This is a genomic window from Rhodohalobacter sulfatireducens (genome assembly GCF_022012475.1).
Classification (GTDB): domain Bacteria; phylum Bacteroidota; class Rhodothermia; order Balneolales; family Balneolaceae; genus Rhodohalobacter; species Rhodohalobacter sulfatireducens.
Genome location: NZ_JAKLWS010000009.1, coordinates 1 through 22,294 on the forward strand (window position 1 = coordinate 1; position 22,294 = coordinate 22,294).

Consider the following 22,294-nt stretch of genomic DNA (forward strand, 5'->3'; position numbering starts at 1 on the left):
CGGCGTATTTGTTCGCTGAATTTGCGGCGTTTATTTAGTTTTCGTGTGTTCATAACTTGGTATTTAACCGGTCAAGCTATGCTAGGGATAGACAGAGATCCTTAAACCTTGAACATATAAACCTCATACATTTAAAAAAGATATTTTAAAATTAAGTCTGAGCTTAGTCTGCGTTAGCGACTCCCATAGTATAGTTGATACCACCGAGGATATGTTGCAGATATGCTTCTTCAGAAAAAGATTCTGAAGTATGGCCAAGGCCCGTATAGAATGCACGTCCACCGTCATATTCGTGATACCAGGAAATTGGGTGGTCGCCCGGGTGTTCACTTCCTTCATAGCTGTCCGTATCTAGTTCGAGGAGTGTATTGGTGCCTTCATTGAAGTACTTATAGTTATACCATTCGTCTGCCCGATTCCATTCATTCGGAAGATGTTCGGTAGCTGGGTGATCTCCATCAACCAAAAGTACAGTTGCATCACGAACGTTTGGATCACTCGGATGGCTATTGAACCAGCCTCCTACTAAATCGCCATACCATGGCCATTCATATTCGGTGTCTGCCGCTGCATGCATACCAACAAATCCACCACCGTTTTGAATGTAGTTTTCAAACGCAATCTGCTCCGGTTCATCCAAAACATCCAAAGTAGTGTTCAAAAATATAACGGCATCATATTTTGCCAGATTTTCCTCAGAAAAGCTGTAAGGGTCTTCCGTCCATGTGACAGTGAAACCATTTTCCCGGCCTAATTCTTTTACAGCCATTGCACCCGGTTCAATTGATGCATGCCTCCAGCCTTCGGTTCTTGTAAATAGAAGCACCGAGTTCTCAGGTTCAATGTTCTCATTTTGAGCACATGAAAGTGAAGAAATAAGTAAAGTTACTAATAATGTTAAGGTGATAAATCGAGCCATGTTCCAAAAGTTTATGTGTTAAATGATGATTGTTTAAACTGTGAGTTTTTTTAATGATGTGCCACTTTTTTTTGCAACCAATTTATTGTATCGATCTGATCCGGTTTCCACCACACTGGAGGAGCCTGAGCCTGCGATAACGGTTCAATATGATAGTCCTCAAGCTTTTCTCCAATATATCTTGATGTTGAATAAACGGATTGCAAACCATCTGCATATTTGGTGACCAGGTTTGAAAGAGTATCAAAATCACCTTTTATCCAATAGAGCAAAAATTTTTCTTTGGGATGAGAGAGTTTCTCTTCGATCAAAAAATCATTCAGCCAAGCCTGTGGAATTTCGAGTGCCTTGTTGTAGGCATACCTGTAAAATAAAGACTCATCCGGTTTTTGATGCTGAGGATTCTTTAACCAAAAAGATTCTACGTAATCCGTAAATTCACATTTTTCTGAGTCCAGATGATAGGGAGCCACAACAATTGCGACAGACCTGCACCCCGTTCCTCCATACCGAAAAACAGCTTCCGTTAAATCTTCCATGGTTTGAGTGTCATTGCCCTCAATAAAAGCGATTGAAAAATGAGCTATACGCATCAAGGTGGGGGTCTGGTCATCAATCATATTTAATGAACGTAAAGATGATTTCACCTCTTTCGCTGATGACTTTGAACCGGCAAAAAGAACAGCATTCATTGGGATCCCTGAAAATGCACTGAGATCTGTGCTCCACTGATCCTCTTTGATCAGATCATATGCACTAAGTTTTTTTATAAGTGTTGGCAACAGGTATGGATCTTTTTTTGAAATTTTTCCAACATAATCCCCTCCAGCTAATACCACAGCTAAAAGATCCTGGAGACCGACCAGAGGCAAGTTCCCTGCATGAAGACATAAGATATGATTATGTTTCAGGGAGTTGTACTCCAGCCCGGATCGCTCAGCCCAAATTTCCAGGTTCTTTTTTTGGAGGGTTGATTTCAGAACTAGAATCTGATGTTTGATATCCTGAAAACTAAATAAACCTTCTTCTACAGTTCGATCGATTGCTTTTTTTAGTTCAGAATTATCCGGTTGAAGCCATTCATCAATCGCTTTTGATACAGATTCGATATGTATTTGCAGGTCACTCATGATCGATCAAAAAATTGCAACCTCGAAGATCCTCGGGATTCCACCTGCCGAGCACTTTAAATCGTCCTTTATGGTCCATCACTCCCCTGTCGTCAGTAAGAATGAATGAACAAGAATGGATATTAGCCAAATCAATGATTCCAATTTTCCCCTCCTCTCCAGGTTCACATATTCTGGATGGATTTTTCGGATCACGGATACTCACCTGAACCCAATGTGGTGTTTCAAACCATTCTCCACCGGTTGCATACATCTGACTTAAAAGCTCGCACATTCCGTATTCCGAGTGGATATTGTCTGTTGCTACATCAAAACCATCTGAAAGCGCATGTCTAAGTTCCGGTTTCGTCATTTCCCGTCGATGAGTCTTCATCCCTCCTGTTTCTAAAATTTCTAAATGTTCGACCGGTTCAAAATTTCCTGATTCAATAATATCCATCAAACCAAATGCAGCCCCAAATAGAAGGATTTTCTTTTCTCTATTTTGAAATTGAAATTTCAGTTCATCCAAATTCTCTCTGGTTACAAACTGACTGCTACCGGACGGATCACTTTTTATTAAATAATTTGCCATCCATATTAATGAGGAATACGGATTTTGATCGTATCCGGGGAGGTGAAAAAGCACGATATATTCGTTAAACGGAAAATGTTTTTTGAACTCTTCAAGTATGGCCTTTTCGTAGATTTGTCGACTCAATATACGATGAATACTTCTACTCATATTGGAAGTGCCGCTACTTTTAAAAATAAGGTCCGGTTCTTTATCCGTTTCGATGAGAATTCTTCCGTCCTTAAATCCTCTAATCGGAAAGAGCGGGATATCCTGTGGATCAGGTTTGTCTGTTGGTTTTAAACCAAATGGCTCGATGAACCTTCCATAAATGGAATTGAACAATGATTGAAATTCAAAAATTTTCGAACATCTTTCCTCAAATGGAATGGATAAATCGAAAATGAGTTCGATCGCTTTCTCCGGATTTTTCATATCAGAAAAGCATCAAAATTAATGCTTCAGAAGGTGATAAGAGATGAGAATTATTATCTAAGGTCTTCGCAACCCTTTATGTCCAATATCTTTACGGTAATATCGATTTTCGAATTGAACGTGATCGATATTTTTATAGGTTTTATCGATGGCCTGTTGAAGGGTATTTCCACTGCCCACAACATTTAGTACACGGCCACCATTAGAAAGCAGTTTACCATCTTTTTGGGTAGTACCGGCATGGAATACAAAAATACCCTCGTCAACCTCATCGATACCGGTGATCTCCTTCCCTTTTTCGTACTCAACGGGATAACCTTCACTGCTTAAAACCACGCAACAATAATGGTCGTTATTGATATGAATTGATTTCTCATCCAATCGCTGCTGAGTTGTTGCCAGGAAAAGATCCAAAAGATCGTTTTCGAGCGGCGGTAAAATAACCTGGCACTCGGGATCTCCAAACCGGCAGTTGTACTCCACAACTTTGGGGCCATCGTCGGTTATCATCAATCCTAAATAAAGAATACCCGAGTAGGCCGATTCTTCAAGCTGCATTCCTGCTATCGTTGGATTAATAATTTTTTCCCGAACTTCTTCAAGGATCTCATCTGTCAAAACCGGGGCTGGGCAGTAAGCTCCCATTCCTCCTGTGTTGAGACCTGTATCGCCCTCTCCTATTCGTTTATGATCTTGTGCATTGTGAATGACGTGCGAGGTGTGTCCATCAGAAATTACAAAAACGGAAGCTTCCTCTCCCTCCATGAACTCTTCCACTACAAGACGATCGGCAGCCTCAGATAGCGATTTATCATGTTTGAGTTTGTTAAGTCGTTTTTGAGCTTCCTCTTCGTTGTCACAAATAAAGACTCCTTTACCACCGGCTAATCCATCTGCCTTCAGTACAATTGGATAAGAGTCTTTTAATTGAATGAATTTGAGGGCATCATCGAACTCTTCCGACCCAAATACAGCGTAATCTGCTGTTGGGATCTCATATTTCATCATGAAATCTTTGGCGAACTCTTTGCTGCCCTCAAGCAAAGCTGCCGACGCTTTAGGACCAAAAACGGGAATGTTTTTGTCTGATAGGTAATCGGCAATACCAGCAACCAACGGAGCTTCAGGGCCTACAACGACAAGCTCAATCTTGTTATCGGTTACAAAACTTTCAACTTCCTCAAATTTAAGAGGGTCAATACTTACATTTGTACCATATTGAGCGGTTCCGGGATTCCCGGGTGCCGTATACAGTTTTCCAAGTCTTTCCGATTGAGCCAATTTCCAGGCAATGGAGTGCTCTCGGCCTCCACTGCCAATAAGTAAAACGTTATAGGTATCCATTCAATTTAGATTGATTCAGCAATATCAATGATGTCGCTAAAGCTTTCCGCTTTAAGGCTGGCTCCGCCTATAAGCCCACCGTCAACATCTGTTTGTGAGAGTAACTCTTCAGCATTTGCCGGCTTCATGCTTCCGCCGTATAAAATACGAATTTTTTCAGCTTCATCTTCGCCCCATGCATCAGCAAGCAAGCTTCTAATGAATTGATGCATCTCTTGAGCTTGTTCTGGTGTGGCAGTTTCGCCGGTTCCAATAGCCCAAACCGGTTCGTAGGCAATCACGAAGTTATCGGCATTATTTGCATCAACGTGATCGAGAACGGCTTTAACCTGTGTTCTAACTATGTTTTCATGGTTTCCGCTTTTACGGTCTTCAAGCTTCTCGCCAACACAAACAATTACTTTCAGGTCGTCGGTCAAGACTTTTTTAGCTTTTTGGGCAATCAGTGCATCATCTTCGTGGAAATATTCTCGACGTTCTGAGTGTCCGACAATTACGTATTCACAGCCGGTGTCATTCAACATCGAGGTACTGGTTTCACCGGTAAACGCTCCGTTATCCTCAGTATGCACATTTTGGGCACCCACTTTCAGATGTGAACCACTGAAAGACTCAGCAACTGCCGGAATTGAAATAAAGGGAGGACAAATTAATATATCAGATGAGTCATCTTTTCCTTGTCTTGCAGCAACCATCCCATCAGCTAACTCTTTGGCTTCGGTAGGGCCTGCATTCATTTTCCAGTTTCCTGCTATTAATAAAGTTCTCATAAATCTGTTTGTTCTTCTGTTTGAGTTGTTATTTGTTGGAGTCCGCGAACAATATCATCATACTCTTCACCTACATATCTGCGTATGATGTTACCGTCGCTGTCAACTAAAAACCGTGTTGGTATTCTGTTTAAATTTAATCTTTCAATGAGCTGATCAGCATCAAATGAATTGGGGTGTGCCACTTTCCATAGCTGCGTTCGTTCATTGAAAAATGCATCTACAGTTACTGCGGTGTTTGCAAGTGGAATTGTGACGATCTCCAATTCAAAATTCTTATATATCTGGTGTATTGCAACCGTCCGGCTAAATTGCTGTTGATAGAGTGCATTATCAAGTCTTGTAATTTCCAGCAAATAGGGGTTGCCCAACAGATCCCGGGTGTTAAGTGAATCACCATTCAAAAGCCGGAACCCTATGTTCGGAAAGGCATACCCGGGCGCCAGGAATTCAAGATCGTAACTGATGTCTTCTGCCCATTCCATAGCTGCGTCGTACTCAGCGTACGTTTCTTTAAACTGATCGAGTACTTGTGTGGCTTGCAACGTTTCTGAACTGTCATAAAGTAGTTCAATACGCTCCATTTCAAGATCCATTTGATCTTCGAGGCCAATTTCTTTGCTTTTTAAATTTTCAATAAACGTGAGAGCTCTATCCAGTCCTTCTGTTTCGGCATAATATTCAAGAAGCGTGGATCTTGTGCTGGGTAAAATATCGTTGTAGTCTTGTATTAACTGACTAGATCGCTGGATCATCAACGAGTCGTTGAATCCGCTTAGCATAGATACAGACGTCTCCCCGGCCAGTTTTGCACCAAAAGTTTGAGGATATTTTTCATATATATCCCAATAAATATCACTCCACTTATTGATTTCAATACGAACACTGTCTGATGAGAAAGCCCCGGCATTGATGAATTGAGCAACCCTGGCAAAATTCCGTTCAACCCTCTGGAAAACATCCAAAACCTCATTTTCGCGGGAATCAATTTCAATACTTTGTTCAATATCGGGGAGTTGTCCCTGTACATTTACAGTATCATTATTGGCAAGTACAACATTTATAACACCAAACGTATTGTTATTCCGCGATATCAAGAGTGGATAGATATCTTTCTCAGGAAAAGTGGCTTTGTTAGAAAAATGACCGGTAGAATCTGTTACTGCATAATAAAGCGTATCACTTTGTTCTCCCGATGTACGTATAGAAGCAAAAATCTCAATTCCGCTGTAATCACCGGTATCATCCAATTCTGGATCAACAGTGATTTGACCCTTAATTATTGTTGAATTTTCGTTGGTTTCATTATCTCCGGAGCAGGAGAAAAGAAAAAATGCCAGAAACAGTAGTGCTAATTTTTGAGCTTTCATGTACCTGTAAGGTGCGTGTATCCCCGAATTAATTCAATTCAAGTTTTTTGGAAATGAGTTCCCGTACTAATTTGGGATTTGCTTTCCCCTTTGATTCTTTCATAACCTGGCCGATAAAAAATCCAATCAACGCCTTTTTGCCTTCCTTGTAGCGTTTTACCTCATCCGGATTCGATTCGATAACATCCTCAATAATTGGTTCCAGGAAACCTGAATCCGAAACCTGAATCAGGTTCATTTTCTTTGCAAGTTCAAGGGGCGATTCACCGTTTTCAAGCATTTCATTAAAGATTGACTGCATTGCAGATGAGTTAATTTTATCATCTTTCTTCAACTGGATTAACTCCGTTAACCGTTCCGGTGTGATTGAGAAATCAAGGATGGATATACTTTTCTCATTCAATACCCGTAAAACTTCTGTTAAAACAACGTTAGCAATCGCTTTCGGATCATCTAAAATATCAAGGGCTTCTTCAAAATAGTCTGCCAGGTATCTCGACTCTGTAAGAATTTCAGCATCATCTTCCTTTAGTCCAAGGTCTTTCACAAATCGTTCAAACCGAACATCCGGAAGTTCTGGCAGTTCCTCTTTTATCTCATCCAACAAATCCGATGTAACAATAATCGGAGGCAGGTCCGGTTCCGGGAAGTACCTGTAATCGTGAGCTTCCTCTTTAGATCTCATCTGCCGGGTCTCCAGTTTATTCGGATCCCAAAGCAGTGTTTGCTGGACAACTTCGCCACCGGATTCAACGAGGTCGATCTGACGTTCAATTTCGTACGTTAATGCACGCTCAACGTTACGGAATGAGTTCATATTCTTAAGCTCCGTTCGTGTACCAAACTCTTCCTGTCCACGTGGACGAATGGAGACGTTGGCATCACACCGAAGACTACCCTCTTCCATGTTACCGTCACATACTTCAAGATATTGAACGATCTGTTTGATCTTTTTGAGATATTCATATGCTTCAGCCGGAGTTCGAATATCCGGTTCAGAAACAATTTCTATGAGAGGTGTTCCGGCCCGGTTCAAGTCGATTAATGTATGATAGGGATCCTGGTCGTGAATGGATTTCCCCGCATCCTCTTCCATGTGAATTCGAGTAAGCCCGATTCTTTTGTCGTAATCATCAAGTTCGATATGAATATGACCATCATAGCAAATGGGTGTTTCATATTGAGAAATCTGGTAACCCTTAGGAAGATCGGGATAGAAATAATTTTTACGGGCAAAAATTGATTTTTCAGCAACTTTACAGTTTGTAGCAAGCCCCATTTTAATGGTATAGCGAACTAAATTTTCGTTCAAAACAGGGAGTGTTCCGGGATGTCCTAAACAGAGTGGAGTAACTTGTGTATTTGGTGCCCCCCCGTATTCTGATGAGACGGGGGCAAAAGCCTTACTGTCTGTTAGTAGTTGAGCGTGAACCTCGAGGCCAATTACCGCCTCGTACTTTTCATTCGCTATCGTAGGCATTACAATTATTCAGATTATAAATTCATAAAAGTTAAAGATAACAAAGTATAAATAGAATGTAACAAAGAATGTATCTGAAACTCTCAAACTTGTGTAACTGGTTCTAAGTTCAACATAAAGCAGCTGATTCTTAATTTATTTCAATTCTAAAAAGCGCTTTTTTAATATTCTGAGTAAGATTATTTACTATATGTTTGAATTATTTTGTTAATTAAAGTAAACCCAAATTAAAAGGGAATACTGGTATGAATAAGATAACTCTCTTCTCTATCCAATTGCTTATGCTCGCACTAATCACGCAACTGGGAATGTCTCAATCAACTGAGGGATATTACATGCACATTGATTATATAAATGTTGAAAAAAATGATATTCCTGAGTTTGAAAACCACATTTCCAATATCCTCAAACCTGTACAGGAATCACGTATAAGGGATGATGTTATTGCTGAATGGTATATCTACAAGGTAGCGTATCCCGGTACGCAAGATCCCTCATACAATTATGTGTTCGTTTCCCTGAGTGATGACCTGGAAGATTTCGATGATTCAAATGAACAGATAATAGATCGGATGTCGGAATTAGCGGATTCTGATGAAACGAACGAGTTCCAAAAATGGCTCATCCCCTACCGATCTGAACTCTGGAGAATAAACAACAGTGTTCTTACTGAGAATGATTCTCGGGCAAGTAAATATTTTGTGATGGATTATATGGACGTTCAGCTGGGAATGGAATACACTTACCAGATGATGGAAGATGAAGTGGCTCTACCGATTCACAGGCATCGAATGGATATCGACCAAATGAATGGCTGGGAGTTATTTAGTTTAATTGTGCCCGGCGGAACTGAATATGGCTATAACTTTGCCACCGGAAATTACTTTTCAGACCTGCGTCATTTTGAATTTGGTTTTACAGAAGAAATTATCCGTCAAAGCCATCCCGATACGGATATCAATGAGATTAATGAAACATTTGCCGAAACACGAGACCTGGTTCGGTCTGAAGTTTGGGAACTCATCGATCATGTAAGGTAGATATTCTAATCAGCTATAAAATGAATCTCTCTTCAAGCAGGTTTGCCTCTGGAGAGGGATTCATTTAATTAATGTCATTTTTTGAGTTCGGCTCTCCCCTGTTCCCAGTTCCATTCGGTAAATGTAAATTCCACTCGTTAATCCCTCAGCATTGAATGTGAGTGTATGTTCTCCGGCATTGAATGATTGATTGTCTGAGATAACAGAAACTGTTCTGCCCATAATATCATAGACAGTCAGGGTTACCTCGGTTGGCTCATCCAGTTCAAAAGGGATAGTTGTATTTGGGTTAAACGGATTGGGATAGTTAGGCCCTACCAAAAACTTTTCGGGGAGCTCCTCATAGGTATCATCAAAATCCCGGGTAAAATCAAAACGTGTCCAAACGGGAGCATGATCTGAAGTTGTGGTTTCAAAATTTTCGATATAGCTGATATCCGCAACCTGTTGAGCACCATCAATATGGATATTTTTTAAGGCATTCGTTGCGACTATGTGGTCGATAAAACTTCGAAACTCTTCAGACAGGTAAGTGGCTTGTCCATCTTGTTCTAGCGGCAGTGTTACCGGCAGATAAAACTCATCCTGCACAAAATGTTCATAAGGTGATGGTTCATTTTGAAATGTCGATTTCGTCAGCCCGTCATTAAAATCGCCCAAAATGATCACACTGGCATTGCTTCGTGAACGATCCAGGTACTCTTTTAATGATGCTGCGGAATTGCTCCTCTGGTTATAGGAATTTTGATCGGCAAATGCTTTTGAATGCAGATTATATGTAAACACCCGCAGCGTTTTCTCACCAATCGTCAGATCAAATTCAAAAAAAAGTGGAAAGCGCCCTCCGGCCCAATCAGATTCATTTTGTTGAGCTTCCAACAGGCCAGAATCCAGTGAATCGATAATAGAGGTTCTGAACATGTAAGCAGTTTTTTGTGATTGGGAGTAGCTGGAATAAAAACCGCTAAAATCTTCCAGGCTATCTCTAAGTGCAAAATAACGGGGTTTATCCACTATCTCCTGGAAGGCATAAAGATCAGCATCGATCGTTCTGATTACTTCTAAGACGTTCTTCATCTGCAAGTCGAGGTCATCCGGTCCATTTGTTTCGCTGCCGAACCATTCAATGTTCCAGGTTACCACATCAAATGTACTGTCTTTGGAGATCTCCTGGAACGTAAGATCAGGGAGATTCTGCGCATTGGCTGAATAAACTGTGGAAAGGATAAATAGAATTAAAAAACCAATTTTCCGGGGAGTCCTTCCGTAAAAGAATCGTTGAATCATAGCCTGTTTGTCGTCGAATTTTTTAAATAATCGCCCGCCGAGGCCATCTCGGCTCTCGAGTTATTGTGCTTTAGAGGTAGAAACCGGTAGATGAAGAAAAAAATCACCAGCCGGTAGATACATCATCAGGTTACCGCCTGTAAAGTATAAGACATGCTGCTTAACAAGCGCAAAAACAGTTTGTAAATTCTTCTCTTTCTGTTTTGATTTGAGCGGGATATATTCCATCCATCAAATCATTTTAGAATATGCAGGCTTAAACCATATATGATTAATGAACCGTCTTTTCTTCCCAATCACGCTGGGTGGATCGAAGTTGTTTGCGGGGGAATGTTTAGCGGAAAAACAGAAGAACTGATTCGAAGGGCAAGACGCGCTCATATTGCAGGGCAAAGAGTGGTGATCGTAAAGCCTGCACTTGATAACCGATACAGCGATTCGGAGGTTGTCTCGCATAATGAAACAGCACTTCCTGGATTAACCGTAGATACCGCAGATCAAATTATTCTATTAACATCATCCGCAAAAGTTGTTTGCATTGATGAAGCCCAATTTTTTGATGATCGCATAGTTGAGGTTGCAAATACATTGGCTGATGATGGCAAAAGAGTGATCATCGCCGGATTGGACATGGACTACGAGGGACGCCCATTTGAACCGATGCCTCAACTTTTAGCTATTGCTGAGTATGTTACCAAACTTCATGCTATCTGTGCGGAAAGCGGAATGATGGCCAATTTTTCACAGCGCGTTGTTGAAAATGATGACAAAGTTCTTGTTGGTGAAAAAGATTCTTATGAGCCACGAGCTCGCCACTGTTTCCGTCCACCGATAGATAAAAAGCGTGGAAAGACACTCCCTCCGTTGAATCAAACTACATCAGATACAGAAAACGAAAAAACAACTTAATGGATATACTCAGAGGCGCTATTGGAATGATAGCGATTATTGGCATCGCAATAGCTTTCAGCAATAATCGTAAGGCTATCGACTGGAAACTTGTTGGCACGGGACTCGGTATCCAGTTTGTGTTGGCTGTTTTTATCCTCAAGGGTTCAGTAATGGCAGAATATTGGTCTCCCCTCGGCTGGCCCAAAGCATTTTTTAGCTGGGTATCCAGCTTTTTTGTGATCGTACTGGATTTTACGACCGAAGGCGCTGAATTTATTTTTGGTGATCTTGCAAAAAGTCCCGGAATGGAAGGTAGTTTGGGGAACTTTTTTGCGTTCCAGGTTCTACCTACAATCGTCTTTTTTGCATCTTTAACGGCCATTCTATACCACTATGGGATCCTCCAAAAAGTTGTGAGCTGGATGTCATCCGGTATGCAGAAACTGATGGGTACCTCGGGAGCTGAGTCGCTCTCAGTAGTTGCGAATATTTTTGTGGGTCAAACTGAATCACCACTTGTGATTAAGCCCTATATCGAAAAAATGACGAAATCAGAACTTCTGACCATCATGACAGGTGGAATGGCTACCATTGCCGGTGGAGTAATGGCTGCTTACGTTCAGATGCTTGGAAATTCCTACAGTGCAGCGCAGGGAGTATCACTTGATGTGGGCCGCCTGATGTTTGCCGAGCAGCTCTTGGGAGCCAGCCTGATGGCCGCACCTGCTGCATTAGTTATTGCAAAAGTTATTTTCCCGGAAACTTCTGAACCGGCTACTAAAGGTGATGTGGAGATGAGTGTGGAGAAGACGGATGCTAACGGCATTGATGCAGCGGCTACCGGTGCCGGTGTTGGCCTAAAATTAGCTGCAAATGTAGGCGCTATGTTATTGGCTTTCATAGCATTGCTGGCTATGGGAAACTATTTTTTAGCAGAGATTGGAAATTTAGTAGGGTTAAATCAGGCCTTAGGTTTTGAACTAACTATTGAAACACTTCTCGGTTGGGTAATTGCCCCAATCGCTTTTATTGTGGGAGTGCCGTGGGCAGATGCCATAAATATGGGATCTCTTATCGGTACAAAGGTAGTATTAAATGAATTTGTAGCCTACTTGCAGCTTGCCGATATGGTTGAGCAAAACACACTCTCCCCTAAAACAATTACGATGGCCACATTTGCCCTCTGCGGTTTTGCAAACTTTTCATCGATAGCCATCCAAATTGGCGGTATTGGTGGATTGGCACCCAGCCGAAAGTCTGAGCTTGCAAGTTTCGGTTTACTTGCGGTTTTGGCCGGTACGCTTGCTAATCTTATGACAGCCACCATCGCGGGTATGCTTTACTAATCAATTTTGAAATATTCATTTTGAAGACGTGCGAAAATCGCTCATGAGAATACAACAGTTATTGTGTTTTGGATTGATATTCATAACGATTCTATCCTGCAAAATCTCTGAAACTATACCAACAAATGACGTTCCGGGAAACGTTATCGCCACTATTGCAGATGAACCGGTAACGATTGAAGAACTCAAAACAAATTTAAATCGAAACCGAAACGCTGAAGAGATCGATTCTACAGAGATCCTTGAATTTTATCCGTCGTATATCAATTATCGTTTAAAACTGTATGAGGGCTACCAGAAGGGATTTAATAGAGATTCTACTATTCTTGCCGAGTTTAACGAATACGCCTCGGAAATAGCCAATCGGTTTTGGATTGAAAATGAGATAAAAAGAGAACGAATTGAGACGTTCAAAAACCGTTTTAACCACGAGTTGAAAGCGTTTCATATTTTAAAAGAGTTACCCGAAGCCGCCCTGCCCGGTGATACCGCCGAGGTGTACAATACTTTAACAAGTGTACGTGACTCATTACTAAATGGAGAAAACATTGAACTGATGAACGAACGGCACTCATCCAAAAGAGAAGGGCTACCGGTTGGGGGACAACTTTCCTGGATTACAGCCGGAACCACAATCGAACCGTTTGAAAATGTATTGTACAAACTGGAGCCGGGAGAAATCTCTCTTCCCGTTCGATCCCAGTTCGGGTATCATTTAATTCTTTTGCAGGAAAAGAGGCCTCGTACTGCACAGAGGCAGATAAAGCATATTTTTGTTCGCAAAAAGGGAGATGGAAACGGCCGCCAAAAAATTAACCGGGCCTACCGGGCTTTGAAAGCTGACAGCTCCTGGAGTGATGTCCTCAAGAACTACACGGAAGATCCCTCTACCCAAAACAGGAATGGTACCCTTGGATGGGTTGGATATGGTGCACGATTTCCTGCGGAACTGGTCGAATTTGCCATGCAAACAAGTCCGGAGAGTGCATACTCGGAGCCTTATGAAGCAAGTTACGGTTATCACATTATGAAGGTGGATTCAATTCGATCTTTTAAAAATGAGGAGCAAAAAGAAGAGTTCATTGTAAATAGATTAGAAAATCTGGGACGACTGAATCCGGATCAAAAAGATCTGTATAATCGCATTGCTGAAGAAAGTAATCTGACAATCAATCGAGAGAACTTTTCTGAACTCCTTCGGAGTGGAGCAGATTCGTCAGGTAGTATAAGTCCGCAATCAGAAAACAGCCTGATTGAGTTCAACAATAAAACCTACACCTGGTCTGATTTTCAATACTGGTTGGACAACGTATCTTCAGACGAAGAGGTGATGCAATCGGGTAATATCATTGAATCGTACAGGGATTACCTGATTCAGCAAAACCTGGTAGATTATACCAGGACCGAATTCCCGGAATTTGCTGAACAAGTTGATCATTTTCTTGAGGGCTTGATTGTGTTTAAAGTGAATGAAGAGAATATCTGGAACCCGGAAGAAGTCGACCGGGCCCGACTACAGGCATTTTATGAATCAAACCAACAAAACTATAGAAAAGGAAAAACCTATCATTATAGTGAAATATCGGCCCCTTCAGACAGTATCATGCAGGATATTTATCGTGATCTCTCGAATGGGTTCACCGGTGATGAGATTTCTGAGCGGTTTAATGAAGTATCTGTGCACCAAGATTCAACTTACTATCCACAGAATCCAGCCTATTCTATTCTGGAAACTCTGAGGCCCGGGGAATTTTCTGAACCAACTACCGTTAGTGACAGGGTATTTATCTATATTCTTAGAGATGTTAATGATGAACGAACTCTATCTTTCGATGATGCCTTTGATCGGGTTTTTACTGATTATCAACCCATCCGGGAAGAGAATTACATGAATCAATTAAAAAGCGATTATAACTTGCAACTATACCCCGAAAACCTTTAATAATTGATGAGAAATAACCCCCAATTTTGGATTCCTTTCTTGATGATCTTGCTTGCTGTCGGTTGCTCAAGCAGGCAACGATCATCCGGAGATGCGATTATTGCTTCTGTTGACGGTGTGGAACTCTCACTTGATGATGCTCTGAATGAGATTCCGCCCTTTGTTTTTGAGGAAGATTCAGTTGGTGCAATCCAGAGATTTGCTGACCAATGGGTTCGAAAACAGGTTACCCTGCAGCATGCCGAGCGAGAGGGTGTTCATGAAACAGAACGCTTCAGGCAAAAAATGGACCGCTATTACCAGCAGGCGCTTGATACTCAGATTAAAGAATTCATTCTAGAACAGAACAGCGAAGATCTTGAAGTGAGTCGTGAGGAAGCACAGAATTACTACCAGGCGAACAAAGATCGTTTTGTGTTGGATGAAACATATTTGCAATTTCGTCACCTTACAGCGACAACCCGGACAGAGGCGGACAATGCAAATCGCGAATTAGCGAATGGTATTCCGTGGGAACAGGTTGTACAACAATACAGTGTAAATCCGGATCAACAGTTGCGGGAATCGGCTATGTACTGGCCAGAATCAATGGCTGCGGCCGATATACCTGCTTTGAATGAGTATTTAAGTGTGATGGGAATAACTGAACGTTCTCCCATACAGTTTTTTGAAGGTGAATATCATTTTGTACAATTAACGGATATAAAGTCAGCCGGAGAGTACCCGGAACTGGATTGGCTGATCCCTCAAATACAGGAATGGCTTAAACTTGAAAAATCCAGAAGAATAACAAATGCTTACATTCGAAATCTTTATCTTCAGGCGGAAGCGAATAATGAAATTGATTTGGCTAACGTTAGCGATATCGAAACCATTCTATCTGAAAAATTTAGAAATCAACAATAACTGATTTTAATGAATACGTTTTTTAAAGGACTCAATACATTTTTATTACTGCTTATATTTTCAGCCCCACTCCTCTCACAGGATGCCCAGGTATCTGACAGGATTGTTGCCATTGTGAACGATCGAATTATTTTAAAATCGGACGTTGATGAAGAGGTGCAAAATTACCTGCGCCAGGCCCGGGTTGAGGGACAGACCGTTAACTTTTCAGAAGATATTTGGTACAGTGCTCTGCAAAGCATGGTTGATAATTACGTGCTTCTGCAGAAAGCGCAGATAGACTCCGTTGTGGTAAGTGATGAGCAGGTGAATCGAATGATGGACCAACGGATTCAGCAACTGACCAGACAAGCAGGCAGTGAACAAGCTCTTGAGAATGCCTTTGGACAGAGCCTTGTTGAGATTAGAGCTGAATTCAGGGAGCAATTCCGGGATCAGTTGACTGCACAGCGTGTTCAACAAACCAAGATTCAGGAGATCAGTATTACAAGGCCTGAAGTTGTGAACTTTTTCAACCAGATTCCGGAAGATCAAATTCCAATTATCCCTGAACAGGTGGCCATTTCTCAAATCGTGGCTATTCCTCCCCCTCTCGATGATGCTCGTGAAGCGGCTTTCCAGGAGGCATTAGCGCTCAGGGATTCCGTAACAACCGGTGGTAAAAATTTTGAAGAGATGGCCGAAAAATATAGTGACGGGCCTACCGGACCCAGAGGAGGGCTTTTACCACTAATGCCGCTCGATGATTTAGTAGCAAACTATTCTGCTGCAGCCTCTGCTCTTGAACCCGGTGAAATATCTGAGGTTGTAGAAACTCAATTCGGTTTTCATGTAATTCGGCTAAATCGTAGAGTGGGCGATGAAATTGAAACAAATCACATTCTTATTGAGATCGGTGATGAGAGTTTAAATGAAGAAGCTGCCATTAACAAACTGGAAGCTCTCAGAGACAGTGTATTAAATCACGGTGAGTCGTTTGACGATCTCGCGCGAAGACATTCAGAAGATGAGCAGACAGCTCCTCTTGGCGGTAAAATTTATGATCAACAAACAGGGGCTCGTCTTATCCCCCTCGATCAGTTAGATCCGGCACTATACAGAATTGTTTTACTCCTGGATGAAGAGGGACAGATTTCTGAACCGAAATCATATAATCCCAATAATCCAAATGTAAACCGGGCCTTCCGGATTGTTAGTCTTGATCGGAATGTACCTGAACACAGGGCAAACCTGGAAACGGACTATGACAGAATCAGGCAGAGTGCACTTTCGCAAAAACAGAACAGAATTATGCGGCAATGGATCGATGAATTGCGAAATGAGGTTTATGTAGAATTCAAAATCCCGGTTCCTGATAACGTCTCTACACAAGCGCAAATATAGAATTTATGCAAGAAACGATTCCAGAAGCACCCAAAGAGGCGGCTCAATTTTTCAGCGACTCTTTCAATCAAATTAAAAAAGAGATTTCAAAAACAGTAGTTGGCCAAAAAGATGTGGTTGACCAACTGTTGATCTCTCTGTTTTCTCGAGGACACTGTGTTTTAGTTGGTGTTCCGGGATTGGCAAAAACATTGCTTATCCAAACACTTGCTGAAACTTTGAACCTCTCGTTCAACAGAATTCAGTTTACACCCGATTTGATGCCCGGCGATATTACCGGAACCGAGGTGATTGAGGACATTAAAGAGACCGGTAAAAAACAATTTAAGTTTATTAAAGGGCCTATCTTTGCAAATATTGTTTTGGCAGATGAGATTAATCGAACTCCGCCCAAAACACAGGCTGCACTGCTTGAGGGAATGCAGGAGTATAATGTAACGGCATCTGGCCAGACTTTTAATCTCGATCGGCCTTTTTTTGTACTGGCAACTCAGAATCCGATTGAACAGGAAGGTACCTATCCCCTGCCGGAAGCTCAGCTCGATCGATTTATGTTCAATATTTGGCTGGATTATCCACTGTTTGATGAGGAGAAACAGATCGTCAATCAAACTACGGCACCAAGAGATGTTCAAATTGAATCTGTACTTGAAAAAGATCAGATTATTGAGATTCAAAATCTTGTTCGCGAAGTTCCTCTCCCTGATCATGTTTTAGATAAAACTGTGAAACTGGTAACCCAATCGCGTCCTAATACGGAGCACAGTCCTGATTTTGTTAATAAATACCTAAGCTGGGGTGCCGGCCCGAGAGCGTCTCAATATCTTGCCTTGGGAGCAAAAACGAGGGCACTCTCGAAGGGGCGGTATAATGTGGAGATGGAAGATATCGAAGCACTTGCTGTTCCGGTACTACGCCACAGGATCGTTACCAATTACGCAGCAGAAGCAGAAGGATTAACAACAGTTGATATCATACATAAACTGTTGAAGAACATTTAAAATCGGGACTCTATGAACGTTGTGTTTATCCAGGGTTTTAGTCCGGTTCTTCCTATTCTACTCATTGTAATCCTTGCCTCTGCATCCATTTTTCTTTCCTGGTGGAGCTATAAAGATCTTCATTCCGTAAAACCACTGAAACGTTATTCGCTAATTGCGCTTCGTGCTTCATCTCTGTTTATTCTGCTTTTACTTCTTCTTAATCCATTTTTTGTTCGAGAGAACACCAATTCAGAACGTCCCAAAATTGCCGTTTTCCTGGACGACAGCCAAAGCATGACCGTAGAACGAGGTGATTTCACCGGTTTAGAGTCTTATAATCAAGTTCTCAATCAATTTAGAAATGCTGAGGATGGCAATTTTGAGTACGAATATTTTTTATTTGATGATGAAGTCACTGATGGCCAAAGCATTACAGGGAATGGATTTCGAACAAATCTAAACTCCCTGGTTGACTATATTCGAGAAAGGGAAACTGATTTTCGTGCTTCTGTCATCTTCTCCGACGGAATCATCACGAATGGAAGAAATCCGGTTTTCGCGGCACAGAACCTGTCAATCCCGCTCATAACTGTACCTGTTGGAGACACAACGGACGTACTGGATATCGCTATCACCAATGTCGATTATATTCAAACCGTGTATACTCAAACAAGGCAGGCATTTACTGCTGAAATTCAACAGGAAGGATTTGAGGGAGAAGAAACTACCGTTCAACTTTTAAGAGATGGGGAACTGATAGAAACTCAAAACCTCTCTTTTACAGCTCAAACCAGCAGTCAAATTGTTGAATTTGAACAGGAGTTTACACAAACCGGTTTTTTTGATTTTGAAATTCGTGTGCCTGTAAAAGAAGAGGAATTTACAGATCAGAATAACAGATACTCCTTTACAATTGAGGTACTTGAGGATAAAACGAATATTCTTTCTCTTGCTTTTGATGTCCATCCGGATGTCGGTTCGATTCGTCGGATTATTGGTACGGATCAACAAAATGAGCTTTTCAGTTCTACTTATATAGGAAATAATCGATTTGTTGGAGTGAATCCACAGGATATAGATGAACAGATGGATTTGATTGTGCTACATGGCCTTCCAACTATTGGTTCATCTTTATTTGAATGGCTTCAAAATCAACAAACCCCTGTTCTTTATTTTGCTGCACCGAGTTCCTTTCAAATACTGCGGAGTGATGATATTACCGATCTGACTGCTTTTTATATTGCAAACATAGGTTTTCAGCAGATTGATATTCAAATTGAGCCGTTTCAAACGACTGTCTCTCATCCCATTCTGGAGATCCCCCAAAATGGGCTTCAGCGTTTTCCAACATTAAATACCTATCGCGGTAGCTATCAGACCTCTCCCCTTGCACAAACGCTGCTCACAGGGAGTTTCAGGGGGATCGATTCGGGAATCCCTGTACTGATTGCTGAAGATGCATCCACTAACAGGCGTGCCTCACTTTCAGCTTTCGGGTGGTACCGGTTTGAGCAGAGTCAAAACCCGGATACCCGTGAATTTTTTGAACTGTTGATAACAAACCTTGTCTCCTGGACATCTACATCACCAGACAGAGAAAATCTTACGATTGAACCTGCCAAGAGTGTTTTTTCTGAAAATGAAGCTGTAGAGCTGCAAGCCACACTTTTTAATGAGCGCGGGGAACCTGAACCGGATGCAGTAATTCAAATTGAAGTTATTTTTGAGGATAGCGAAGAAGAGAGCAGTATTTTCAGGATGACTCATCGTCAAAATGAATCGTACTATGCTGAAATTGGAAATTATCCCCAGGGTATTTATCGAGTAGAGGCTACAGCAACGAAAAACAACAGAACCATCGGCACGGCAGAATCAAGGGTTCGTGTGAGTCAGTCATCCGCCGAATTTTTAAACACAAAACGTAACGACGCACTATTAAACAGACTGGCTGAGTTTACCCAGGGGTTATTTCTGGTTGATTATGATATGAACCGCTTAAACGAGTTTTTACAAACCAGTGAAGTTATCCAAGAACAGACGGAGGTAAGTGAAGAGTTGGTGTATATCCACCATTCGGCATTATGGTTCTTTATTGTACTGTTACTTTTATCCGCTGAATGGATGCTGCGTCGGTCGGTATCTCTCCCATAAAAAAGACCGTCCCGGTTGACCAGGACGGTCTAATACAAAATTCTTGTTATCGATTACGTTTTTGATCCGGAATCAGATTTTCTCGTCAACAGTAGAACAATCAAACCAATAATCACGGCAACACTCACAATTAATAGTATAAATGTGAGGTTTGATTTTGGAGTTGCTTCATCACGCCAGTTATCTAATTTCAGATCCACTGCTGCAATTTGTGCTTGAGTAAGAATATCACCTTCGATAAACATTTCCCCCCATTCGGTTTTCACAGTATCATTCCAGAATGAATTGAAATTTCGATACACCTGGTAATCTTCTTCACTGTTTGCATCCACGCTTACTTCGTAGGCGCTGTCGATATAATTATGGAGTGCATCGTTAAACTCATCAGAAGATGAAAACTCATTAAGTTGAATATCATTTTCACTGAAAGCGGCCTGTAGAGAAGCCCAAAGATTTGTGCTTATCGATTCCTGCCAATTAGAAAGCAGCTGATCTATATTTGCACGTGCCTGTTCCGGATTATCAGGCATAAATGTGGTTGTGAGCTGTTCTCCTATCTGATTCCAAACTTCGACAAAATAGCCATGTTGGGCTTTCATGGATACAAAATCGGGGGTTTCCAATCCCTCGGCTTGTTCCATCATCGTGATGTACTCATTGATTACATTTTGGATTACGTCAACTGGATTTTCTTCCAACCGTCCTGCTGCTTCAGTAATCTCCTGGCGCTGAGCCCGGTCCATCGACTGATACTCAGATAGCAGGTCTCCCAAAAAGTTAGATACAAACAGATTTCGCTCTTCAATGTTTTCCCTGTACTGGCGAATTAAAGCAGCCTGTCTCGCTTCATTTTGGGTTGATTCCCGAATCTTCTGCTGGAGATCTGCCGTCTCCCGATTCATTGTTTCAAGACGGGATCTAAAATTATCTAATTCGCTTTCAAGGCTTGATATTTCTTCATTCAGATCTTCGATGGTTGTGACATTCTCAACAGCCTCAGCGTGATTGTTTCGAAGGGTTCTTATAACGTTATCAAATGTCTCAGGATATAGCGCTGCATTAATGATATCAGTATGTTCATTGTAATTGGTTTCCAATTCATTAATTGCATCCTCAATTTCAGCAAGTGCTTCTGTTGTAACGGCCTGTTCAATTCGCTCTAAAAGTTCAGTGTATTCAGTCTGAAAATCCTGCTGAATCTGGTAATCAGACTGTTGGCCAAATGCTGAATATCCTGTGAATAAACTCAGTACTATAAATAGAGATATCTGTTTTACAAATGTATTCATTCTGTCTCCTCCTCTATAATTCCTTCTTGATCAAGCCTGTACGTTTCGCCGTCCGACAAATCAACCAATTCTATATAACTGCTGCGTTGATTAAAGGCCGGTTCTTGCAGATTATTCTCCAGAAACTCAATACTGTTTTCAAGTTCCAGTTCGCCCTCTCCGGGTGCAAATACATATACATTTTGGAATCCACTGGCAGTCACGAAGTAGTAACCGGCGGAATTTCGAATTAAACGTATTTCATTGACCGTTTCTCTCCCTTCAGATTCAAGAATGGGTGAAACTGAAAATTTAATTGCGTAGCGCTGATCGTGTATAACGTTCTCGCTGTTTGGTGTAAGAACGCTCTCCAGCGGCTGTGAATAATCAACGTTTTCGATGACCAACGAGGAACCGCAAGAAACTGTGCCGATCATAAGAATACACAGTAAAATTGCTTGTATTGTTGATTTAATCATGATGTTTGTTGAGTTAAGGTTTCAAATGCTTAGATGTAGTAAATTTCTTTTTGTTCCGTCATACAGAGAGAAGGCAATGACACGGTGCAATGCTCTCAAGTTTTTTGCATCCTTCTAGTGCGCTAATCTCCATTACAAATGAATATCCTACGATCTCTCCTCCAAGTTTTTTAACTAAATCTGTTGCTGCTTTTGCACTTCCGCCCGTTGCTATTAAGTCGTCGTGAATCAGCACTTTAGCCCCGGTTTTAATGGCATCACTGTGTATTTCAAGTGAATCTGTGCCATATTCAAGCTCATAATTCACTTCTTCTGTCTCTGCAGGAAGTTTGCCCGGTTTCCTGATAGGGATAAATCCGGCATGTAGATCTTGAGCTAAGTTGGTTCCGAATAGAAATCCACGAGATTCCAAACCAGCAACGTGATCAATCTTTTGGCCACGAAACGGTTTTGCGAGCAGCATGGATGTGAGTTCAAGAAGATAAGTTTCATTCAGCAGCGGAGTGATATCTTTAAAGACAATCCCGGGTTTTGGAAAATCCTCAATTGAACGAATATTTTCCAACAATAGTGATTTTATAGACTGCTCAACATCCGTAAGTTCTGGCATTGAATAC

At 41.4% G+C, this 22,294-nt stretch carries 20 protein-coding genes; 8 read left to right on the forward strand and 12 right to left on the reverse strand.

Features of this window, described 5'->3' with window-relative positions; translation table 11 throughout:
- Positions 1 to 163: 163 nt before the first annotated feature.
- Genes L6773_RS08775 through gatB form a run of 7 tightly spaced genes read right to left on the reverse strand, consistent with a single transcriptional unit; the run spans position 164 to position 8,001 of the window.
- Positions 164 to 919, reverse strand: a complete 756-nt coding sequence (locus L6773_RS08775) for a ThuA domain-containing protein (protein ID WP_237853503.1) — start codon at positions 917 to 919, stop codon at positions 164 to 166.
- 50 nt (positions 920 to 969) lie between these two features.
- Positions 970 to 2,049, reverse strand: coding sequence for a hypothetical protein (locus L6773_RS08780; protein ID WP_237853504.1), 1,080 nt, complete (start codon positions 2,047 to 2,049; stop codon positions 970 to 972).
- Positions 2,042 to 3,037: a LuxE/PaaK family acyltransferase gene (locus L6773_RS08785; RefSeq protein ID WP_237853505.1), complete on the reverse strand. Its 996-nt coding sequence runs from the start codon at positions 3,035 to 3,037 to the stop codon at positions 2,042 to 2,044. The genes L6773_RS08780 and L6773_RS08785 overlap by 8 nt, the downstream gene beginning before the upstream one ends.
- 57 nt (positions 3,038 to 3,094) lie before the next feature.
- The gene (gene purD / locus L6773_RS08790) at positions 3,095 to 4,381 is read right to left on the reverse strand and encodes a phosphoribosylamine--glycine ligase (protein ID WP_237853506.1); all 1,287 of its coding nucleotides are present in this window, start codon (positions 4,379 to 4,381) and stop codon (positions 3,095 to 3,097) included.
- A gap of 5 nt (positions 4,382 to 4,386) precedes the next feature.
- Positions 4,387 to 5,151 (reverse strand): triose-phosphate isomerase, encoded by a 765-nt coding sequence (gene tpiA / locus L6773_RS08795; protein ID WP_237853507.1) that lies wholly within the window; start codon positions 5,149 to 5,151, stop codon positions 4,387 to 4,389.
- The gene (locus tag L6773_RS08800) at positions 5,148 to 6,521 is read right to left on the reverse strand and encodes a TlpA family protein disulfide reductase (protein ID WP_237853508.1); all 1,374 of its coding nucleotides are present in this window, start codon (positions 6,519 to 6,521) and stop codon (positions 5,148 to 5,150) included. Before L6773_RS08800 ends, tpiA begins: the two co-directional genes overlap by 4 nt.
- Before the next feature lie 28 nt (positions 6,522 to 6,549).
- Positions 6,550 to 8,001, reverse strand: a complete 1,452-nt coding sequence (gene gatB, locus L6773_RS08805; RefSeq protein WP_237853509.1) for an Asp-tRNA(Asn)/Glu-tRNA(Gln) amidotransferase subunit GatB — start codon at positions 7,999 to 8,001, stop codon at positions 6,550 to 6,552.
- 245 nt (positions 8,002 to 8,246) lie between these two features.
- Here gatB and L6773_RS08810 point away from each other — a divergent pair, with 245 nt between their 5' ends.
- Positions 8,247 to 9,041, forward strand: a complete 795-nt coding sequence (locus L6773_RS08810; protein WP_237853510.1) for a superantigen-like protein SSL4 — start codon at positions 8,247 to 8,249, stop codon at positions 9,039 to 9,041.
- Between the two features lie 60 nt (positions 9,042 to 9,101).
- On the opposite strand, the gene L6773_RS08815 is transcribed toward L6773_RS08810, so the two are convergent.
- The gene (locus tag L6773_RS08815) at positions 9,102 to 10,328 is read right to left on the reverse strand and encodes an endonuclease/exonuclease/phosphatase family protein (protein ID WP_237853511.1); all 1,227 of its coding nucleotides are present in this window, start codon (positions 10,326 to 10,328) and stop codon (positions 9,102 to 9,104) included.
- 60 nt (positions 10,329 to 10,388) lie between these two features.
- Complete coding sequence (locus L6773_RS08820) at positions 10,389 to 10,556, reverse strand: hypothetical protein (RefSeq protein ID WP_237853512.1); 168 nt, start codon at positions 10,554 to 10,556, stop codon at positions 10,389 to 10,391.
- A gap of 39 nt (positions 10,557 to 10,595) precedes the next feature.
- Between L6773_RS08820 and L6773_RS08825 the strand changes: the two genes are divergently transcribed.
- Genes L6773_RS08825 through L6773_RS08855 form a run of 7 tightly spaced genes read left to right on the forward strand, consistent with a single transcriptional unit; the run spans position 10,596 to position 19,930 of the window.
- On the forward strand, positions 10,596 to 11,237 hold the full coding sequence (locus L6773_RS08825; protein ID WP_237853513.1) for a thymidine kinase: 642 nt from the start codon (positions 10,596 to 10,598) through the stop codon (positions 11,235 to 11,237).
- Entirely contained in the window at positions 11,237 to 12,565 is a 1,329-nt protein-coding gene (locus L6773_RS08830) for a NupC/NupG family nucleoside CNT transporter (protein ID WP_237853514.1), read from the forward strand. Before L6773_RS08825 ends, L6773_RS08830 begins: the two co-directional genes overlap by 1 nt.
- Before the next feature lie 43 nt (positions 12,566 to 12,608).
- Positions 12,609 to 14,507 (forward strand): peptidylprolyl isomerase, encoded by a 1,899-nt coding sequence (locus L6773_RS08835; RefSeq protein WP_237853515.1) that lies wholly within the window; start codon positions 12,609 to 12,611, stop codon positions 14,505 to 14,507.
- A gap of 6 nt (positions 14,508 to 14,513) precedes the next feature.
- Positions 14,514 to 15,413 carry a peptidyl-prolyl cis-trans isomerase gene (locus tag L6773_RS08840; RefSeq protein ID WP_237853516.1) on the forward strand — a complete coding sequence of 300 codons (900 nt, stop codon included), beginning with the start codon at positions 14,514 to 14,516 and terminating at the stop codon, positions 15,411 to 15,413.
- 9 nt (positions 15,414 to 15,422) lie between these two features.
- Entirely contained in the window at positions 15,423 to 16,796 is a 1,374-nt protein-coding gene (locus L6773_RS08845; RefSeq protein WP_237853517.1) for a peptidylprolyl isomerase, read from the forward strand.
- Between the two features lie 5 nt (positions 16,797 to 16,801).
- A complete protein-coding gene (locus L6773_RS08850; RefSeq protein ID WP_237853518.1) occupies positions 16,802 to 17,797 on the forward strand; it encodes an AAA family ATPase in 996 nt (331 codons plus the stop codon).
- Between the two features lie 12 nt (positions 17,798 to 17,809).
- Positions 17,810 to 19,930 (forward strand): hypothetical protein, encoded by a 2,121-nt coding sequence (locus tag L6773_RS08855; RefSeq protein WP_237853519.1) that lies wholly within the window; start codon positions 17,810 to 17,812, stop codon positions 19,928 to 19,930.
- Between the two features lie 53 nt (positions 19,931 to 19,983).
- Here the strand turns inward: L6773_RS08855 and L6773_RS08860 are convergent, their stop codons facing one another.
- Genes L6773_RS08860 through L6773_RS08870 form a run of 3 tightly spaced genes read right to left on the reverse strand, consistent with a single transcriptional unit; the run spans position 19,984 to position 22,287 of the window.
- On the reverse strand, positions 19,984 to 21,219 hold the full coding sequence (locus tag L6773_RS08860; protein ID WP_237853520.1) for a hypothetical protein: 1,236 nt from the start codon (positions 21,217 to 21,219) through the stop codon (positions 19,984 to 19,986).
- Positions 21,216 to 21,677, reverse strand: coding sequence for a hypothetical protein (locus tag L6773_RS08865; RefSeq protein ID WP_237853521.1), 462 nt, complete (start codon positions 21,675 to 21,677; stop codon positions 21,216 to 21,218). The genes L6773_RS08860 and L6773_RS08865 overlap by 4 nt, the downstream gene beginning before the upstream one ends.
- 58 nt (positions 21,678 to 21,735) lie before the next feature.
- Positions 21,736 to 22,287, reverse strand: a complete 552-nt coding sequence (locus tag L6773_RS08870) for an adenine phosphoribosyltransferase (RefSeq protein WP_237853522.1) — start codon at positions 22,285 to 22,287, stop codon at positions 21,736 to 21,738.
- Positions 22,288 to 22,294 lie beyond the last annotated feature (7 nt).

Excerpts from the sequence above, each read along its gene's own strand:
- L6773_RS08820 (WP_237853512.1), bottom strand. The coding sequence starts at position 10,556 with ATGGAATATATCCCGCTCAAATCAAAACAGAAAGAGAAGAATTTACAA.
- purD (WP_237853506.1), bottom strand. The coding sequence starts at position 4,381 with ATGGATACCTATAACGTTTTACTTATTGGCAGTGGAGGCCGAGAGCAC.
- L6773_RS08775 (WP_237853503.1), bottom strand. The coding sequence starts at position 919 with ATGGCTCGATTTATCACCTTAACATTATTAGTAACTTTACTTATTTCT.
- L6773_RS08800 (WP_237853508.1), bottom strand. The coding sequence starts at position 6,521 with ATGAAAGCTCAAAAATTAGCACTACTGTTTCTGGCATTTTTTCTTTTC.
- L6773_RS08830 (WP_237853514.1), top strand. The coding sequence starts at position 11,237 with ATGGATATACTCAGAGGCGCTATTGGAATGATAGCGATTATTGGCATC.
- L6773_RS08870 (WP_237853522.1), bottom strand. The coding sequence starts at position 22,287 with ATGCCAGAACTTACGGATGTTGAGCAGTCTATAAAATCACTATTGTTG.
- L6773_RS08865 (WP_237853521.1), bottom strand. The coding sequence starts at position 21,677 with ATGATTAAATCAACAATACAAGCAATTTTACTGTGTATTCTTATGATC.
- L6773_RS08860 (WP_237853520.1), bottom strand. The coding sequence starts at position 21,219 with ATGAATACATTTGTAAAACAGATATCTCTATTTATAGTACTGAGTTTA.
- L6773_RS08850 (WP_237853518.1), top strand. The coding sequence starts at position 16,802 with ATGCAAGAAACGATTCCAGAAGCACCCAAAGAGGCGGCTCAATTTTTC.
- L6773_RS08855 (WP_237853519.1), top strand. The coding sequence starts at position 17,810 with ATGAACGTTGTGTTTATCCAGGGTTTTAGTCCGGTTCTTCCTATTCTA.
- tpiA (WP_237853507.1), bottom strand. The coding sequence starts at position 5,151 with ATGAGAACTTTATTAATAGCAGGAAACTGGAAAATGAATGCAGGCCCT.
- L6773_RS08785 (WP_237853505.1), bottom strand. The coding sequence starts at position 3,037 with ATGAAAAATCCGGAGAAAGCGATCGAACTCATTTTCGATTTATCCATT.
- L6773_RS08825 (WP_237853513.1), top strand. The coding sequence starts at position 10,596 with ATGATTAATGAACCGTCTTTTCTTCCCAATCACGCTGGGTGGATCGAA.
- L6773_RS08840 (WP_237853516.1), top strand. The coding sequence starts at position 14,514 with ATGAGAAATAACCCCCAATTTTGGATTCCTTTCTTGATGATCTTGCTT.
- L6773_RS08780 (WP_237853504.1), bottom strand. The coding sequence starts at position 2,049 with ATGAGTGACCTGCAAATACATATCGAATCTGTATCAAAAGCGATTGAT.
- L6773_RS08835 (WP_237853515.1), top strand. The coding sequence starts at position 12,609 with ATGAGAATACAACAGTTATTGTGTTTTGGATTGATATTCATAACGATT.
- gatB (WP_237853509.1), bottom strand. The coding sequence starts at position 8,001 with ATGCCTACGATAGCGAATGAAAAGTACGAGGCGGTAATTGGCCTCGAG.
- L6773_RS08815 (WP_237853511.1), bottom strand. The coding sequence starts at position 10,328 with ATGATTCAACGATTCTTTTACGGAAGGACTCCCCGGAAAATTGGTTTT.
- L6773_RS08845 (WP_237853517.1), top strand. The coding sequence starts at position 15,423 with ATGAATACGTTTTTTAAAGGACTCAATACATTTTTATTACTGCTTATA.
- L6773_RS08810 (WP_237853510.1), top strand. The coding sequence starts at position 8,247 with ATGAATAAGATAACTCTCTTCTCTATCCAATTGCTTATGCTCGCACTA.